This is a genomic window from Thermoplasmata archaeon (assembly GCA_038851035.1).
Taxonomy (GTDB): Archaea; Thermoplasmatota; DTKX01; order VGTL01; family VGTL01; genus JAWCLH01.
In genome coordinates, this window is sequence record JAWCLH010000020.1 from 13257 (window position 1) to 31203 (window position 17947).

At 58.1% G+C, this 17947-nt stretch carries 16 protein-coding genes; 3 read left to right on the top strand and 13 right to left on the bottom strand.

The genetic code is table 11. The annotated features are described in order from the left end of the window. Position 1 precedes the first annotated feature (1 nt). The 8 genes from QW379_07245 to QW379_07280 all read right to left on the bottom strand — a co-directional run bounded on the left by QW379_07245 (position 2) and on the right by QW379_07280 (position 8047). Positions 2 to 1180, bottom strand: coding sequence for a 2-oxoacid:acceptor oxidoreductase subunit alpha (locus tag QW379_07245; protein ID MEM2870197.1), 1179 nt, complete (start codon positions 1178 to 1180; stop codon positions 2 to 4). Beyond that, positions 1170 to 1430, bottom strand: a complete 261-nt coding sequence (locus QW379_07250) for a 4Fe-4S binding protein (protein ID MEM2870198.1) — start codon at positions 1428 to 1430, stop codon at positions 1170 to 1172. The genes QW379_07245 and QW379_07250 overlap by 11 nt, the downstream gene beginning before the upstream one ends. 9 nt (positions 1431 to 1439) lie before the next feature. Further along, positions 1440 to 3086 carry an FAD-binding protein gene (locus tag QW379_07255; protein ID MEM2870199.1) on the bottom strand — a complete coding sequence of 549 codons (1647 nt, stop codon included), beginning with the start codon at positions 3084 to 3086 and terminating at the stop codon, positions 1440 to 1442. A 13-nt stretch (positions 3087 to 3099) separates the two neighbouring features. Beyond that, a complete protein-coding gene (locus tag QW379_07260; GenBank protein ID MEM2870200.1) occupies positions 3100 to 3849 on the bottom strand; it encodes a 4Fe-4S dicluster domain-containing protein in 750 nt (249 codons plus the stop codon). A 13-nt stretch (positions 3850 to 3862) separates the two neighbouring features. Then, complete coding sequence (locus QW379_07265) at positions 3863 to 4744, bottom strand: CoB--CoM heterodisulfide reductase iron-sulfur subunit B family protein (GenBank protein ID MEM2870201.1); 882 nt, start codon at positions 4742 to 4744, stop codon at positions 3863 to 3865. Between the two features lie 7 nt (positions 4745 to 4751). Further along, positions 4752 to 5189: a 4Fe-4S dicluster domain-containing protein gene (locus tag QW379_07270; GenBank protein MEM2870202.1), complete on the bottom strand. Its 438-nt coding sequence runs from the start codon at positions 5187 to 5189 to the stop codon at positions 4752 to 4754. Between the two features lie 214 nt (positions 5190 to 5403). Continuing rightward, positions 5404 to 7680: a PQQ-binding-like beta-propeller repeat protein gene (locus tag QW379_07275; protein MEM2870203.1), complete on the bottom strand. Its 2277-nt coding sequence runs from the start codon at positions 7678 to 7680 to the stop codon at positions 5404 to 5406. A gap of 127 nt (positions 7681 to 7807) precedes the next feature. After that, positions 7808 to 8047 (bottom strand): hypothetical protein, encoded by a 240-nt coding sequence (locus QW379_07280; protein MEM2870204.1) that lies wholly within the window; start codon positions 8045 to 8047, stop codon positions 7808 to 7810. Between the two features lie 137 nt (positions 8048 to 8184). Here QW379_07280 and QW379_07285 point away from each other — a divergent pair, with 137 nt between their 5' ends. The 3 genes from QW379_07285 to QW379_07295 are packed head-to-tail and all read left to right on the top strand — an operon-like array spanning position 8185 to position 11683. After that, a complete protein-coding gene (locus QW379_07285; GenBank protein MEM2870205.1) occupies positions 8185 to 9405 on the top strand; it encodes a DUF4350 domain-containing protein in 1221 nt (406 codons plus the stop codon). Continuing rightward, positions 9390 to 10658, top strand: coding sequence for a DUF58 domain-containing protein (locus QW379_07290; GenBank protein ID MEM2870206.1), 1269 nt, complete (start codon positions 9390 to 9392; stop codon positions 10656 to 10658). Before QW379_07285 ends, QW379_07290 begins: the two co-directional genes overlap by 16 nt. Before the next feature lie 23 nt (positions 10659 to 10681). Beyond that, positions 10682 to 11683 carry a hypothetical protein gene (locus QW379_07295; GenBank protein ID MEM2870207.1) on the top strand — a complete coding sequence of 334 codons (1002 nt, stop codon included), beginning with the start codon at positions 10682 to 10684 and terminating at the stop codon, positions 11681 to 11683. A gap of 116 nt (positions 11684 to 11799) precedes the next feature. On the opposite strand, the gene QW379_07300 is transcribed toward QW379_07295, so the two are convergent. The 5 genes from QW379_07300 to QW379_07320 form a co-directional block, all read right to left on the bottom strand. Then, on the bottom strand, positions 11800 to 12171 hold the full coding sequence (locus QW379_07300) for a CoA-binding protein (protein MEM2870208.1): 372 nt from the start codon (positions 12169 to 12171) through the stop codon (positions 11800 to 11802). A gap of 214 nt (positions 12172 to 12385) precedes the next feature. Beyond that, positions 12386 to 12667, bottom strand: a complete 282-nt coding sequence (locus QW379_07305) for a peptidylprolyl isomerase (protein MEM2870209.1) — start codon at positions 12665 to 12667, stop codon at positions 12386 to 12388. Positions 12668 to 12746: 79 nt separating this feature from the next. Beyond that, the gene (gene dnaJ, locus QW379_07310; protein MEM2870210.1) at positions 12747 to 13889 is read right to left on the bottom strand and encodes a molecular chaperone DnaJ; all 1143 of its coding nucleotides are present in this window, start codon (positions 13887 to 13889) and stop codon (positions 12747 to 12749) included. Positions 13890 to 14092: 203 nt separating this feature from the next. Beyond that, on the bottom strand, positions 14093 to 15748 hold the full coding sequence (thsB, locus tag QW379_07315) for a thermosome subunit beta (GenBank protein MEM2870211.1): 1656 nt from the start codon (positions 15746 to 15748) through the stop codon (positions 14093 to 14095). A gap of 63 nt (positions 15749 to 15811) precedes the next feature. Beyond that, positions 15812 to 17932 (bottom strand): RING finger protein, encoded by a 2121-nt coding sequence (locus QW379_07320; protein ID MEM2870212.1) that lies wholly within the window; start codon positions 17930 to 17932, stop codon positions 15812 to 15814. Positions 17933 to 17947 lie beyond the last annotated feature (15 nt).

Here is a 17947-nt window from a genome sequence, read left to right on the forward strand (position 1 = left end):
TTTATCCCTCCGCGTAGGGAATCAGCTCTTGGGGTAGGTGCATCTCCCCCCCCACCTTTGGTGCCAATACCACCTCGCAGTCACCCGCGGCCCATTCCCTCACCGGATGAACAATTTGGCCTAGGTTCATTTCCGCAACAACAATCCTCCTCACCTTTTTCGAGAGCTCTTTTATCACGGCCCTCGGGAATGGCCAGACGTGCCTCAGCCTGAGCATCCCTGCCCTCACACCCTTCTTCCTAAGGAGTTCGATGGCGGTCTCGGTGGGCCGGGCCGAAGCCCCGTACGTGACGAATGCGACCTCAGCGTCGTCAAGCTGTATTTTCTCCACGTCCGTCAGCGCCTCTCTGTCGTCTGAGATCTTGCTCACTATTCTCATTATCAGCTCCTCGTGGTCCCTTTGCTTATCCGTAGCGGGAAAGCCGAGCTTGTTGTGGGTGAGACCCGTGACATAGACTCTGTAGCCCGTGCCGAAGACGGGGAAGTCCGGGACCCTGCTATCACGCGATTGCGAGGGTCCGAATGGTAAGAACTTCTCGGGTTCTACGGTCGCCTTGACCCTTTCTACGAGCTTCAGCTCGTTCTCTTCGGGTATCACCACCTTTTCTCTGAGGTGTCCTATCTCTCCATCCGCCATTATGCATACCGGGTGCCTGTACTTCTCGGCTAGGTTGAAAGCCTCGACCGTCATGTCCAGACATTCCTGACAGGTGCTCGGCGCCAGCGCTATGGCCTCGATGTCCCCGTGGGTTCCCCAGCGCACCTGCATCATGTCCCCCTGGGCGCCGAGCGTGGGCTGGCCAGTCGAGGGCCCAGTCCTCTGTATGTCGGCGATGACACACGGTGTCTCCGTCATGATAGCATAACCGTAGTTCTCCATCATCAACGAGAATCCCGGCCCGGAGGTTGCGGTCATCGCCTTTGCGCCGCCCCACGAGGCGCCGATAACGGCCGCTATGCTCCCTATCTCGTCCTCCATCTGGATGTAGGTACCTTTAACGCGGGGCAGCAGGAGGGCCATCTCCTCCGCCACCTCTGACGCGGGGGTTATCGGGTAGCCTCCGAAAAAGGAGCAGCCCGCGAGGAGCGCTCCGTAGGTGATGGCTATATCCCCCTGCACGAACTGGACCTTGTCCCCAATGACCCTCCGAATTCTCACCGGGTCCCTCTCATACTTCATTCACATTACCTCCGATTATCAGTCTGCTCTTCTTCGGCACTTCTTTTCTCTCCTCAGGAATCACGGCCAGGGCGAAGTCGGGGCAGAGCAACTCGCAGAGACGGCAGAAGTTGCACTCGTTGGGCTCCTTGAGCTTCGGCGGGAAGACGCCTCTCTTGTTCATCTTCTTGGACGGCTCCAGGGCCTTCACCGGGCAGCGCTTGATGCAGACCTCGCACCCCTTGCACCAGTCCTCCAGAACGATAATCATCGTCACCCCTCACAGAATATCAAGCGCGCGGGCCATGGCTTCCTTCCCCCTGTACTCAGGAAGAATTATCGGCGCTTTTCGCTCAGGGGGCACCCCGAGCGCCTCCACGGCCCTGTTGTATTCTTCAATGTGCCGCAGAGTTAGTTTGCCCACTGTTCTTTTCTTCACATACTCTGCCGCGTATATACCTGCCCTCCGGCCGAAAACGTTGAAGTCGAGCAGGGAGTTGCCCATCAGCCTGTTCTTTCCATGCACCCCTCCCGATACCTCACCGGCCGCGAAGAGGCCGGGGACCCTGGTCTCAGTCCTCGCGTTGATTTCTACGCCGCCGTTCTGGTAGTGCAATGTCGGGTAGACTAGTATGGGTAGCTTCACAATATTGATTCCGAACCTGCGGAACCTCCTGACCTCACCCGCGAGTTTCTTCTCTATCGTACCCTCACCATGGATGATATCTATCATCGGCGTGTCGAGCCAGACACCTGGCATTCCCGACGGTGTCACGATGCCCCTGCCCTCCCTGCACTCCCGTATGAAAGCCGCAGACTCAACGTCCCTCGGCTCAAGAGGGAAGACGAAGGGGTCTCCGTTCTTGTTCACTGGTATGGCCCCTAGACCCCTCACCTTCTCCGTCGTCAGGATTCCGATAACAGCGTCCGGGTAGGCGTCCCCCGTGGGGTGTATCTGGATTGTGTCAAGGTCCACGAGGTTCGCGCCCACGTGATACGCCATCACAAGGCCGTCGCCCGTGGCGCCGTAGTGGTTGGTTGTGGGATAGTCGCAGAGGTGGAGGCGCCCGCTCCCGCCCGTGGCGAGAATCGTGGCCTTTGCCCGAATTACATGGTACTCTCCGGTTTCTATATTGAATGCCACGGCGCCCGAAACCGCGCCACTATCGTCTAAGAGGAGCTCGACCACTGGGCAGAACTCGAGGACGGGTATCTCCCTGTTCCGGGCCTCGTCCCGAATTGTTCTCATTATTTCCATGCCTGTGTAGTCTTTAGCGCTGTGCATTCTGTTTCGCGATGTGCCGCCACCCGAGAGTTCTAGGAACTCCCCTTCATCGTCCCTGTCGTACATCACTCCGAGTTCCTCGTGCCACTTGATGATCAGCGGTGCGTCCATCGCCAGTGCGCGCACGAGCTCGGGCTTGTTGGTGAAGTGCCCGCCACCATATATGTCTAGATAATGAATCACTGGACTGTCCTCCGGTCTATCGGCGGCCTGAATTCCCCCCTGGGCCATCATCGAATTTGCGTCGCCGTGTCGGAGTTTGGTCACGATCAGAATTCTGTCCCTAGGGACCCCTGAGTCGTTCGCGAAGAGGGCCGCGACGGTGCCGGCCCCGCCGCCGCCAATTATGAGTATGTCGACGTCGAAATCTATGCGAGTGAGGTCGATTTCCTTTGTGTCTAGGGCGGACCTGGACTCAAGGAGGTCTACGATGCCGTTGTACATGAGCTTCCCTTTGTCGATTCCTATACGCACCTCCCTCTTCGTCCCTTCCATATAGTCAGGGTGGAAGCGCTTCAGAATTCTCTCCCTCTCCTCTAAGCTCATCGGCTTTACCTGACGGGAGATGTTCTCGTGCCGCTTTGCCTCAACCAGCTTGATCGACTCGTACATGTATTCCGGATAGCCCTCTATCATTTTCATTTACCTCACCACCTCACTCCTTCTCCGCCTCTATCTTTCGATTGGCGTAGAGTCTCCTCAGCTCGGGAAGGCTCATGCTCATCAGGGCGTTTAGCTCTGCATCGAACTTGCCCCGGGAGATTTCCTCAAGGCGCCTCTGCAGGTTCTTCGACTTCTTGTCCAGATACTTTCCGCGCAGCCTTCGCGCCAGCTGGGCGACGTGGTAGTGCTTTATATCCGCGGGGCACCTCATCGCGCACATACCGCACTGGATACAATCGAAGGAGAGCTCGGCCGCCTTCGCTATGTCGCCCCTCAGAGCGCTCTGGATGTACATCATCACCTTCACGTCTTGGGCGCAAGACTTGGTGCAAGTGTTGCAGGAAACGCACCTAGCTATCTCCGGGTAGAAAGAGAGGATGGTGTTAGCCTCCGGCCTTATTTTGTTGATGTCGTATAATGCCTTCTCCGCCGGAACGAAGGGAATCTGTACGAGGTAGAGCTCGTCCTCCACTAGCTTCTGGCAGGCCAGGGCGAACTGGAGCTTCTGCTCCCTAGCCTTCCTGTATACCGTGGCGCAGGCACCGCAGAAGCCTGCACGGCAGCCGCAACCGCGTATGAGCTGGTAGCCGGCGTACTCCATCGCCTTCATCAAAGTAAAGCCCGCCGGGACCCGGTACCTTTTACCCATTATGTAGACATTGCAAAAGGGCCTCCCCGCCTCCTCCGGCTTCTCTGTGCTGACTCCTTTATGGAGCACATCATGGACCGCATTCTCATTCATCTACCGCTCACCCCTATATTTTCATTATCCCCTTCGCCCTCAGGAGAGGCGCGGGGTCAACCGCGTTTTCCTCCAGTCCCAGCTCCCCGGCGTCCACACCGAGAGCGAGCGCGAGGAGCTGGGTGTAGTAGAAAACCGGCATCTGCCTGTAGCCCTCGAAGAGCCTCTCGGCCTCTTTCCCCCTTACGTCGAGGTTGTACCGGCAGAGGGGACACGAGAGCGCTATGGCCTCGGCTCCGGCCCTCCGGGCGAACTCCGATATGCGATATGCCCTTCTGGATGTGAACTCTTTCTGGTCTATCGTGTGATAGGAGCCGCAGCACTCGATGCTGAACGGATTCTCCACGACCGTGGCCCCGATTGCCCTGAGTAGGCCGGAGAGGACCACCGGCCGCTCGGCGTCGTCAATGGCCACCTCTCTAGGTCGGACGAGCATGCAGCCGTAGTACGGCATGATACTCATGTCCTTCAGGGGCCTCTTGACCCTCTTCCTCAGTTTGTCGAAGCCGACCTCGTCCCTTAGCAGCTCAAGGAAGTGAAGAACCCTCACGCTCTTTTTATATCTGTGCTCCTCGTCCATGAATGAGCTGAGCTTCTCGAGGTCCTCGGGCCTCTCGACCATCCTGTTGTGAGTTTGCTTTAGGGTATTGGAGCACATCTCGCAGAGGCAGACCACCCTGTCCCTGCCCTCGTCCTCGACGTGAATTAGGTTCCGGAGGGGCGCTAGATGCCTCATCAGGTCGTCGGTGGTAAGGGAGGCGACGACGCCGCAGCAGTTCCACTCCTTCATCTCGACGAGCTCGTAGCCCAGCACCCTCGCCACCGCGAAAGCGGACCTCTCGAGGGGCTTGGCCGAGGTCTTCAGCGTGCAACCGGGGTAGTAGAGAAGCTCCATACAAATCTCAACCGATGCTCTTCCTGAACAGGCTGACAAAAGCGATCTGCGGAATGTGCTTCTTCTCCTCTTCCGTCAAGTCAGAAATCCTGACGCGATCAATGTTCTGTCTCAGAACAATCTGGCGCAACGCCTCCATCACCTTTGTGAGGTTGATGTCCCGAGGGCACCTCTCGGCACAGATGAAGCATGAAGAGCAGAGCCATATCGTCCGGGAGCTGAGAACGGACTTTTTGTTCATGATCACGAAGCGGATGACCTCGTCCGGGGTGAGGTCCATCTCCTCAGCGAAGGGGCACCCGGCCGAGCATGTGCCGCATTGGTAACATCCCGTGAAGCTCTCGCCGCAGAGAGCGGCGACCTCTTCCGCGAGCTTGCCCTCGAATTTAAAGGGCGGGTCCTGGAGCTGTCTCTTCGCCTTCCCCGTTGTGGGCGTCCAAACCACCCCCTAGTCCCTGCATATCGCCGATTGATGTTTCAATTCTGGGGGACACTGTCACTTGTTAGCACTCTGCAAAGCCGTATGTTTTTCGAATATATGAGGTTTTTGGATTGTGCATTTCTTCTTTTTAGGGCTCTCTCGGAGCTCAGTGACAAAATAATTATAATTTAACTAGGGCACGGCAGGGTTTTTCAGGGGGGTTGTATTGGGGTCAGAGTTAGGTCTCCTCTCGCTCGATGACGAAGCATCTGGTCCTTCGCCCCAGCTTCTCCACCCGAATCATCCGCGCAGTCGCCAGAACGCTGACGTGATAATTCACTGTGGGGCTGCTGACGCCAGCCATCTGGGCGATCTCCTTCTGGGATATGCCGGGGTTGTTCCTGATGATGGCCAGAATTCTCTTCTGGATGTTAAAATGCCCCTCGTCCTCTGGTGGTAGTTTGGCGTTAGCTGGGAAGAACCTTCTGTACATCCCGTCCCTGACGCTGTGAATCAGCCCCTCGCGCTCGAGGGTGTGCAAGTGGTGGGCGACGATGCCGTTGGAGAGCTCGAGGGCGTCACGAATCGAGTTGTAGTGGTCGCCAGGGTTGGCGATAATATAGCCATGAATCTTGCCGCGGATATAGTTGTCTAGGACCTCGTCTTTCTTGAGGCGCACGTACAGCGGCACGATAAAGAAAAGGAGCAACCTGTACTTGCCGAATTCCGTCGCGGAGAGGGCCACGCCGGCGAGAGCCAGAGCGCTCAGCGATATCGATGCGATGACCGCTGGATGTGTAAGGGGCGAGGGCGCGGGGGACGGTGAGGGAGCTGCAACGATGAGGGTGGCCGAAACCACCACGCTGCTTCCGTTATCGTCCGTGACTCTGAGTGTTGGCGCGTAGGTTCCGTTTCTCTCGTAAGTGTGGGAAAAGCCCGCCTGGAGGAAGGTCCCCATCCAGTCGTACCTTCCATCGCCCTCGAAGTCCCACTCGTACAGCGCGATGACCCCGTCCGGATCGGACGACTCGGCAACCATGGCTACAGCCCTGCCCGCGACGGCCCTCTCTGGGAGAATGAGGCGCGCCGAGGGCCTGAGATTGAACACATCCACGAATAGATGGGCCGGGGCGCTCTCGGAGCCGTCGCCTGCCCTTACCTTCAGCTCAACGTTGAAATTGCCTTTTGTCCGATATAAGTGCTCAACGCTTGCACTGGATATCCATCCCGTGGAAGTTCCGTCGCCGAAGTCAAAGCTGAACTCGGTTATAGGGACTCCAGCGGGGTGGGAGGAGTTTATTGCGGAGAAGCGGATGGGCTCGTCCACGGACACCCTTAGCGTGGAGGCCTCCAGCCTGGCGATGGGCTTGATGTCCCCTGATGGCCCGAGGGCGAGCAGTTTTCCATCCAATGTGGTGACGATAAGAAGCTCACAGCGTAGAGCGGGCGACGCGGTCAACCTGCTTGTCAGACTGTAATTCCAGAGCTCCATGCCAGTCGAGGCCTCCAGGCCGACGAGCCATCCACTTTCCGACCCCACTATGACTTCCTCGCCCATCACCACTGGAGAGGAGCTGATTTTCCCTGAGATTTCATGGCACCAAAGCTCTGTTCCATTTTCCTGAGAGAGGGCAACGACTAGGCCGCTTTCTATTCCGAAGTAGACGCGGGTGTCATCGAGGGCCGCCGAGGTAGATACTGCCGCCTTCACGCTCGCGGACCAGATCTGCGCACCGCTCGAGGAGTTGATGCATAACGCGGTCCTCCCTCTCGTGCCGATGAAGAGCCTGCCATCCCTGTAAGCCGGTGTGAAGGCGTCTATTGTGCCTTGGGCGATGTCAATTGTCCAGATGGTCGTACCGTTTGCGAGGTAGAGGGCCGTGAGGGAACCGGTTTCCATGGGAACGTATACCATGTCCCCGCCTATGCTCGGTGCCCCGATAACCCTGCCACCGACACTGGAGCTCCAGAGAAGCCGGCCGCCGTTCTCTATGCCGATGCAGTGAACCCCTCCCCTATCGTCAACCGCGATCAGGCGCTCGCCGGATGCCACTAGGGGACCGACGAAGCTCCCGTTGTGCGGGAGGCGGAGCTCCCAGCGCAGCTCGCCGCTTGAGGCGCTGATGGCGCAAAGCCGGCCGCTCTCAGATATTGCAAAGAGCTGGTCCCCGTGCAGTAACGGCACGGAACTCACCCGGTCCCCCATGCTGAAGCGCCAGGACTCGGTACCATTGGCCTCGTGGAGACAATGAATTCCTCCGTCCGAAGATCCGAAATAGATTCTGTCCCCCACCGATACAGGAGAAGTGGGCAGGCCGCCACCTGTGCTTACCTCGTAAAGAAGGGCGGGTCGTGGTGAAAGGCGGCCGTCGAGGAAGCCGCGGTGCTCACTGTCTCCCCTGAACATCGGCCATGAGGAGCCCCTTTGAGCCTCCAGAGGTGACGCGAACGCCGAGAGGAGGGCAGCGCCTAGAATAAGAAAAACAGCCAGCGTGAGCGCTCGGGGAGAGCTCATCGAACCACACCTCTTTCTTTTTCCGGGACACCGCTCCGGAGGATTCCCGGAGCAGTTTCAATTATGAGCTTGTGAGGTTAATATAAGATGCGACGGAGGGGAGGGGTCCGGCCACTGGAGACGCCTCCTATTCCCTTGCGACCCTGCGGGCCCTGACGGCGAATAGAAAGGCCTTTGTGAAGGAGCCGAGCCTGTAGAATGACCTGGCTATCTTGAGATAACGCTGGGCTTCTGAGAGGTCCTTTCCAGTCGCTTCGAACTCCCTGAGTTGCGCCTCGCACTTCTCTATCTGGGTCTTGGCCTGATACTGGTCAATAAAGTGAGCCTCGCTCCCCTCCATCGTCATGGTCGTGACCTCGGCTGCCATGAATAGAGTATATAACGCCTAGCTTATATCCGAAAATTGGTGCGGTTTAAAATCCACATATAAAATTTACTATCATATGGGAGTTTTATTACCAACCTAAACACTGTCTAGCGGTATAGTGGCTAGAGTGAGTGTGAATGGACGGCCGGGTCGCCAGATGGTTGCTGGAGAGAAAGACGCGTATCGTCCTCATGACCGTCCCGCTCATAATTCTTCTCGCAGGAGTGTCTGACTTTCTCACCGGGGTCCGCCACCTCTCGGCATACGACGATGGGTGGGACGACCTCTCTGGCCTTAGGAGCTCACTCCAGCGAACTGGCTACATAACTTCCTCAATAGTCTCCACCCCGGTGATTCTCCGAGCCAGCGAGTCTTCCGTATCTACACAAAGGGCCCTAGCAATAATTGGTCTCGAGAAACCCTACCTCTCCACAGAGATTGAGGCGATTGTTGATTTCGTTAAAGACGGCGGCTCTCTTCTCTTGGCTGACGACTTCGGCTACGGTGGAGCGCTGGCCAGTCGGTTCGGGGTAGGAATTTCGGGGAGGAGGCTCTGGAGCGCTTCTTTCGAGAGGAACCCGGCCTTCGTCAGGGTGAATGTGTCTCTCGATGGGGTGGAGTACACCATCTTGCTCAATGAACCTACTGCTCTCGAGAGTGTGTCGGGAGGCGAAGTACTGGCCCTCACGGATGAAGAGTCTTGGCTGGACAACAACTCAAACGGAGAGAGGGATATCGATGAGGGCTCGGCGTCCTACGCGGTCGCCGCTTGGATACGCCACGGTTACGGCTCGGTCCTTATATTCTCAGACCCGGGAATATTTATCAATGACATGTGGACTAGGGCGGACAACGCTAGGTTCATAATGAACTGTATCAGGAAGTTCTTTCCTGACGCGAGGGAGCTAATCTTTGAGGAGAGCAGGCACAGGCCAGCAACCTTCCGTGAGGGGATGTGGAGGACAGGAATGCTGCTCGAGGTGCTGGCCCTGGACAATCTATGGGGGAGGGCGACACTCTCCACCATCACTATTCTCGCTTTAATGCTTGCAGTATCGAGAGTGAGGACGCCCGCGGAGTGGCACCACGAGGACAACCTCTACGACTTCACCCTGTACCACCTCGCCGACAGGCGCTTCCGTCCCGAGGACCGGCTGCGCCTTCGCAGGGCATTTCTGGAAAAAGTGAGAATCTCCATGGGGCTTTACCCCGACGAATTCGAGAGGCTGGGAGAGGCGGAGCTCTCTGCCATCATCAACCACGGGGATCTGCTCGCTCTAGTACGGGACCCTGACAGCGTGCCGCTGGAACGGATGGATGAGCTCGTAGACGCTGCTAGCGAGTGGAGGAGGACCTGAACGTGTGGACGATGAAGGCGGCCACGATAGTCTCCGCGGGCGTTCTCTGCGGTCTCGTGGGGTTCATTTTGGAGGATATTCAGCTATTTACGCTCGGCATTGTATTGTGCTCTTTCATAGCAGTCAGCCACCTCTTCAGGCCTGCGATAAGGGTGGAGAGGCCAATTCATCTCACCCGGGTCTTGGAGGGGGACACGCTGGAAATTGGGGCTTGGGTGCGAAACGAGGGCAGGGTTGGGGCCTTGATTGAAATCTACGACACTCTCCCCGCTCAAATGAGGGTGCATGCGGGCTCCAACAGGCTCTTAGCCCACCTCGAGCCAGGCGAGGAGGCGATGATGGGCTACACCATCGAGACACCCTTGAGAGGGCATTACGTGCTGGGACCAGTGCTGCTCAGGAGAAGGGACCCGTCCTTCCTTTTCTTCGAGGAGGAGCAGATAGTTGAGAGGGGCTATCTCTCCGTCTACCCGCGTCCCATGGAGATCCACTCTGTCCCCATCACCTCCCGGTATACGATTCCCTATTTTGGCATGGTCGCCCAGAGGCAGACTGGGCTCGGCTCCGAGTTTTATTACATCAGGGATTATGTGATGGGCGATGCCTTCAAGAGAATCAACTGGAAGGCATCGGTCAGGCACAGGAAATGGCTTGTTAACGAGTACGAGAAGGAGAACTTGTGCAATGTCATGATTTTCGTGGATGCTAGGTGGGTGACAGGTCGCGGCTCGACCCTGAGGAACCCGCTCGAGTTCTCGGTGAAGGCTGCAGTCTCCCTCTGCACCCACCTCCTCCGCGGCCGGAACGAGGTGGGCCTTGTAACCTATGGCGATGAGGTCAGGACATTTTTCCCGAGTGTCGGTGAGAGGCAGCTCCAGAACCTCACCACCGCACTCGTTGGGACCTACGCAAGGGGCGACATACCCCTCCTCACCGCCCTAGAGACATCCCTCATGCACATCCCTCCCCACTCAACCCTTTTTGTGATAACCAGCTTGGACGCTGACGAAACCCTCATCGAGGCGGTCCGTTTGATGAAGGACCGGGGGCATGAGGTGGTATTCCTCTGCCCTTCTCTCATAGGAATCGAGATGGAGCTCTCCGAAGGAAAGCCGGGTAAAAAAGTGGGAATTGCAATGCTTGAGAGGGACAACCTGATATCAGAACTACGCGCTCACGGAGCTGTGGTGATGGACTGGGACGTTAGCCAGCCCCTGTTCTCCGTGCTGGACAAAGGGGGTGTGGCGGGTTGAATGAGGCTTTACTCTCAGGGCAGTTGGGGCGCGGTTTCCGGGAGGGGAGGCTTAGAGATGGTGCGGGGAGGGGTCCGCTACCCAATCTGCTCCCATGGGGGAACGGGCCCACGGGGGAAGAGTCCTCCCCGACTTACGGAATCTCTGGGCCAAGTGAGATTTATGGCCACAAACCCCTTTTTCTCACCATCCTCGCCGCCTTCGCCCTCTTCGTCGCCTTTGTACTCAACTGGGACATGAACCGGGGAGCCTATCTCGTGGTGGAGAAGTCGGAGTTGCTGAGCCGTCTCGGGACCCTGGAGGGTGCCTCCCTTTCTCTGTTAGTGGCGGCATCTCTCGTACTTTTCGGACTGAACAAATACAGGTTGCCGTTCAATGTCACAGTCTGGCATCTCCTCGGGGGCCTGGTGCTCTTTTTCATCATCGCACTTACTCTAACCCAGGATCCAAACCTGACCGCCACAATAGCAGTCCAGCTATTCCTCTTCTCATTCTATTCCGCACCCCTGTGCTTCGGCCTCTATGGCCTGTTTCTCCACAAACCCGTATACCTAGTTATATCGGCCATGTTCTCCTTCTTCATCACCGCCGGGACCCCAAACACTGCCTCCGAGCTCCCCCAGATCCTCCTCTTCTCGTTCTGCTTCCTACTATTCATCGAGACAGGGGAGTCTTCAGTGAGGTGCTGGGGTTACATAGAGGAGGGAAGGCTCTCCCCTGCGGATGCCTCTTCTTTTGTAGAAAGCTACCTCCGCAATCTGGCACTCTTTCTCTCGCTTTCTCTTCTCCTCACGCTTTTGACCCTCAATCTCCCTTCCCTGCTCGGTGCCCTAGGCCTACAAGCTGTGGCGGCTTCGCTTGAGCTCAACTCGATTTATGGCCGAGTTGCGGGCGCTGTGGCGGTGCTGGGCGGTCTCGGGCTCTTGCGTTTCCTACACGACCGGGGCTACACTAAATCCCTGCTTCTTTGGACTGGACGAGCGGCGGGCCACCTGAGGGCTCTCGCTGCCAGGCAGAATGGCTAAGGCCCCACCTTCCTGTGGAGGCATGGGAGAATATTGGGACCAGCACCTAAAACGCATAGTACGCTCCGCGGGTAGTCTCCGACCGTTTGTGGGAAAAGAGGGGCTCCATCTCTCGCCTAGCCCCTGAGCATCTTCCTGTGCTCTTTCATTATGCAGCGGTCCATGACCACTGCTAGGCCGGCCGCCCGGGCCCGGGCAGCTGCCTCCTCGTTCACGATACCCTCCTGCATCCAGATGGCTTTTGCGCCGACGGAAATGGCCTCCTCGACCACAGGCAGTATGGATTCTGGCCTCCGGAAAATGTCCACAACGTCGATTGGCACGGGCACGGATCTCAGGTCCGGGTAGGTGCCACGCCCACCCACCTCTTTTATCGTTGGGTTCACTGGATAGACCTCGAAGCCCGCCCGAATCAAGTAGAAGGTCACGCGATGGCTCGGCCTTCCGGGCTTGTCGGAGGCTCCCACGACGGCCACCGTCTTCATCATTCGGAGGATTTCGAGAATCTGGGCGGCGAGAGGGTCTCCTGCAGGGCTGGGAGCCGAGGTGCTCTCCGTGAGCGTGCCTGCGCTCTCACTGGCCCGTGGAGAGGTTGGGGGGTGCGCGGGTCGAGAAGCGCCCGCGCGGTCTGGTGAGGTCTGAGGGGAGGGGGCGGGGGATGTCGTGGCCTCCCGGTGAGGTTTGCCGGCATTCTCCAGCTTCTCACTTCCTGTCCGTGACCAGGATTATGTGCCAGCCGAACTTTGTCTGGACAGGTCCTGAGAACTGCCCTTTCTGAAGGGCGAAGACCACGTCCTCGAACTCCCTGACCATTTTTCCACGCGTGAAGTAGCCTAGGTCCCCACCCCTCTGCCCCGAGGGGCATTTTGAGTACTGGCGCGCGAGCGCGGCGAATGGCCTGCCAGCCGTGAGTTGGTCGAGAATCTGATAGGCTTCCTGCTCCGTCTCAACTAGAATATGACTCGCTCTGACCTGCGTTACCACAGCACCACCGGGAAATAATCTGTGTGTGGGTATTTAATAGCTCCTGCCGGGAGCGGCCCTTTTTCTTCAAGGGCTGGGCTCACCTCCTTCCCGGTCTCTTGAAAAACCCCCTCCTCTCCCCGACCTCCTCCCCCTCCTCCCTCGCGAACTCCCTTAGAATTTCCTTCTGACGCTCGCTCAGCCGGGTGGGGGTGACCACTCTGACCCTGACGTAGAGGTCCCCCCTTCCCCCGCCGCCGAAGCGGGGCATCCCCTTACCCTGTAGCCTAAAGAGCGTGTGGGTCTGGGTGCCTGGAGGAATCGTCAGGCGCGCGGTGCCGTTCAGGAGCGGAATATCGATCTCACCTCCTAGTGCGGCCTGAACAAATGAGATGTCAGCTTCAGTGTAGAGGTCGTTCCCATCCCGTTTGAACCTCTTGTGCGGTGCGACATGCAGGACGACAAACAAATCACCGGGCGGACCACCCCTCCTCCCAGCCTCGCCGCCTCCGGGCACGCGCAGCCTTATGCCCGAGTCAGCGCCGGGCGGGATCGTAATCCGGATGGTCTCCTGCTTCGAGACTGCCCCCGCGCCTCGGCAAACGCTACAGGGCTTATCAATAACCGTCCCCTTTCCACCGCAGGCGTCACAGGTCGTGATGGTGATCAGCTGGCTGTAGCCTCGGGACCGGACGCTCCTCACCTGACCGGAGCCGTCGCATCTCGAGCACTTCCGGGGCGACGAGCCTCTCTCCGCGCCGGTTCCGCTGCAGGCTGAGCATGGAGCGGTTCTCGGAATGGTGATTTCCTTCTCCATTCCGCTCGCAGCCTCCTCGAGGGTGATCTCGAGGTCGTAGCGCAGGTCGTCGCCCGGCACCGGCCCCGTCTGGGGACGCCTGTACCTGCCGAAGAAGTCGAACCCGAAGAACCCCAGGTCGCCGAATATGTCTTCGAGGTCTGCGAAGTGGGAGAACTGGTCCCAGGTGAACCCGCCCTCGCCGAAGGTCTGTGAGACACCAGCGTGGCCATAGGCGTCGTAAAGCCTGCGCTTTTCTGGGTCAGCCAGCACCTCGTAGGCCTCGCAGACCTCTTTGAATCTCTCCTCTGCCTCCTTCGGGTTGTCCTTGTTCAGGTCTGGGTGGTACTTCTTGGCGAGGGCGCGGTAGGCCCTCTTGATTTCTTCAGTGCTGGCGTCCCTCGAGACACCCAGCATCTCATAGTAGTCCCTCTTCTCCCCCGCCACAGGCCCTCACCACCCCCGGGCCTCGTCATCACCGCCCGAGCACCGCAGCCCCATCCCGAAGCGGCCGCCGCGTCGGGGCAGCAAATGGAGCCCCTCCTCCCCTTTCTCCCCATCTGAACTCCATCGCCAATTCTGAATAATAAATGGGACCCCTTTCCCCTTCGCAGCTAACCCATTGCACAGGGGAAAGGGGGAGAGGGGATCTAGTCATAGTCGCCCATGCCGCCGCCCGTGCCGCCCGCTCCGCCCGGAGGCGCCCCGCCCGGTGGGCCCTTGGTCGCCTTGGCTGCGATTATGTCGTCGATTCTTAGTATCATCACCGCAGCCTCGGTGGCGGAGAGGATGGCCTGCTTGTCGACCCGCAGGGGTTCTATCACGTTGAGCTTCTTCATGTCCTCGACCTTGCCGGTGAAGACATTCACCCCCGCGCTCTTCTCCTTGTTCTTGTGGGCCTTGCGCAGGTCTATCAGCACGTTTATTGGGTCGAGGCCGGCGTTCTCCGCGAGCGTCCTAGGGACAACCTCAAGGGTGTCGGCGAAAGCGTCTATTGCAAGCTGCTCCCTCCCGCCAACACTGGCAGCGTAGTCCTTGAGGGCGAGAGCGAGCTCGGCGTGTACGGCCCCGCCGCCGGGCAGAACCTTGCCATCTTCGATGGCGACGGCGACGACCCTCGTGGCGTCCTCTAGGGACCTCTCGAGCTCGTCCACGACGTGCTCCGTCCCTCCCCGTATGAGTATGGAGACCGCTTTGGCCTTCGGGCAGCCGGTGACGAAGGTCATCTTGTCCTCGCCTATCTTCCTCTCCTCGACCAGACCGGCGCGGCCCAGGTCGTCCTTTGAGAGGTCGTTCAGGTTAGTGACGATTCTGCCTCCCGTGGCCCGCGCTAGCTTCTTCATGTCCGACTCCTTCGCCCTTCTGACCGCCAGTATTTTCTCCTTGGCAAGATAGTACTGAACGAGGTCATCGATGCCCTTCTGACAGATGACAACATTCGCCCCCGACTTCTTTATCAGCTCGACCTTCTTCTTCAGCATGTTCTCTTCCTCAGCAAGGAAGGCCTGGAGCTGGTCGGGCGAGGTGATCTCAATCTTGGCCTCGACCTCGGTCTTTTTGACCTCAAGGGCGCAGTCGAGGAGAGCGATCTTTGCATCCTTCACGCTCTTGGGCATGTTAGCGTGGACGACCTCCTTGTCCAGTATGATTCCATCAACGAGCTCGGTGTCGCTGACGCTCCCGCCATGCTTCTTGACCACGAGGAGGCTGTCCTTGTCCACGACATACTTGCCGTCGCGTTCCTCGGCGATGCTAGTCACGGCCTTCACAGCGATTTCAGCGAGCTTCTCCCTGTAGGCCGCGCCGCCCTTGCTGGCCATGGAGGTCATCGCGATCTTCTTCAGAACCTCCTTGTCGTTTATGTTTACCTTCTCCGCAAGCTTTTCCAGAATTTCCGTCGCCTTGTCTGCCGCCATCCTGAAGCCGCCCGTGATTATTGTCGGGTGGACGTTTTGTTCAATCAGCTCCTCCGAGCGCTTGAGCAGCTCACCTGTGAGGATCACCGCGGTCGTGGTTCCGTCGCCGCATTCTTGGTCCTGCGTCTTTGCCACCTCGACCAGCATTTTGGCGGCTGGATGCTCGACGTCAATCTCCTTAAGTATGGTCACGCCGTCATTCGTGATTACGACGTCTCCCATAGAGTCAACCAGCATCTTATCCATTCCTCTCGGGCCAAGAGTGCTCTTAACCGCGTCCGCTATGGCGCGGGCGGCAGCGATATTGCTACTCTGGGCACCCCTGCCCTTCTCCCTCTGAGTCCCTTCCTTCAGCACCAGAATTGGCACGGTTCCTCCCTGTCCCATCATCGTTCCACCTCCCTTGAGTCTTTCTCTCGGGGAGGACAGGTATGTCAGAGCTTCTATAAATATTTAACTTTCAGCTCCCTTTCCCCATCTCCGGCCGCAGACGGGGCACGCCTCCCCCGCTCCCGTGCAGTGTTCGTGAAACAACCTTCCGCAGGAGCAGAGGAAGGCAACGTTTCCCCGCGCGATTCTGCGCCCGCAGAGCGCGCAGTCCCTGCTTAGCTCAAGCGCGACACGGCGCGGCACGAGCTCTGAATCGCGCTGGGCTCCAGCGGGGACTTCCTGCGGTCCAAGCTGAAGCCCCTCCACAACCGCCTCCCCTTCGGCCGTCCTTCGCGTGTTTATGAAGGCAATAAGAAAAAAGAATATGAGAGTTATGTTAATAATGACTAGGCCAAGGAAGCAGCACAAGTCGGTCTCTGGACTAGTAGCGAGGGGGGTCTGGACCCTAAAATATTCTTGGTGCTCGATGCCGCTCTCTGTTTCGTTGCTGATAGTTAATATAAGCGTCGCATTTGTACCTGGCTTAAGATGAATGGGCAGGGGGATTTCAGCAGAAAAGGACCCCTCCTCGTCCGGGCCCACTAGGTTCCAAGAAAACGTGGACCACGTCTGCCATGCCCCATCACCCCCACCGGCGCCGTCCAGGGCCAGATGCGCGCTGACGCTTTGAAGGTCCTTGCCAGGTGCGGAGACGGTAACCTTCACTTTTCCACCAGGATAGGCCCTCGAGAGCTTAGTATGGAGGCCCCCGAAGAGCGTATCGTCGGGTTGGGACGAGCTTATGAAATCGTAGGCTCCAGAGGTGTACCCACCGCTCTCCGGCCGTGGGAGCGGGTTTTTAAAATAGATGGTGATGAAGGAGCTCTCCCCTGGAGGCATCGTGAGGTTCAGGGAGAACCCTCCTTGCCCGTCTGTTTGCACCTTCACACACTCCACGTTCGATGAAACCAGCATAGAACCTCCATACCTCTTCGAAGTCACAAAGCACTTGAGCTCTGTCGAAGCCAGTGGCCTGCCATAGGAAAAGGCGCGGTAGGTAGCGCAAAGGCTCTCGCCCGGGAGTAGGCTCAGTGGGGGTTCTCGGCGGAGAGGGACGACGGTGAAGTCGCTAGTAGATGGGACGTAAAAAGAGCCCTCACCCGGCCCCGCAATCCGTCCTGAGAATCTCTGTGAGAAGCGACTCGTATTGGCCCAACCAAAAATGTAGTACCCGTCCCCTACGGGCGGTATGGGAAGGGAGCCCCTGACCCTCCCCTTCGCGTCCGTCTTGCCGAGCCCGAACATGGTCTCGCTACCGCTCGCTCCCGGCGCGCTCACCCTAAGGACCACCTCTGCGCCCCTGACCGGAGACCCCCCCCAATCGGATACAAACAGCTCGAACTTCTTTAGGCCAGCATCCATGCCCAGCTCATGATAAATTACTGTGAAAAAGTCCATGCATATCCACGCACCGGTCTGTAGCTCGTGTTCCGCCCCAGGCACCACAGCATATAGATAGAAGCGATCGTCGTGTTTTAGTGAGGGTATAGTGAAGTTGATCTGATAGATTCCCGGAGCGATTTTTGTGTGTTCGGCGGTGTAGCTACTCGGCTCCCCATTCAGGGGACTATGGTGCATGGCGAAGCGAACCCCCTCAATGTCCACCAGTTCCGCGCCCCGGGTTATGCAGCAGAGGAAGGTGGCGTGGCTGCCCGGCTTGGGAAGTGGTGAGGAGAGTCTGAGGAGCCACGCCCGGGCGCGGAAGCCCTCAAGAGTTTCATCCGTTGTATTCCTACTAATGGAGACGGTTATGTATTTGGAGGCAGAGTTCAGAGCGCTCCCCTGAAAAACCCCGGTGCTGTGGGATGCTCTTACGACAATTTCGACCTCTCCATAACGGTTTGCGTGGGAAGCCACCATTGTGTAGCAGAAATTGTAGATGCCCGGTGAGCTATTTTGGACGGGGAGCGGAATGTTGACATCATAGACCCCGCCCACAACCCAGGCCTCGATGGGGCGGTCGAAAGAGGCCCTCACGCCGTCAATGAATGTATAGACCGTGAAGTTTGCGCTCTCGCCTGGGCTCAAAACGCTCACGCTTGAGATCACGAACATATCTAGCTCAGGTGCCTCAGCGGCGGCTGTGAGGGGATACGTCAGCGGAATGAGGATGAGCGCCACTGCCCAGGGAACAACGAATCTCATGCCGATCTCACTCGG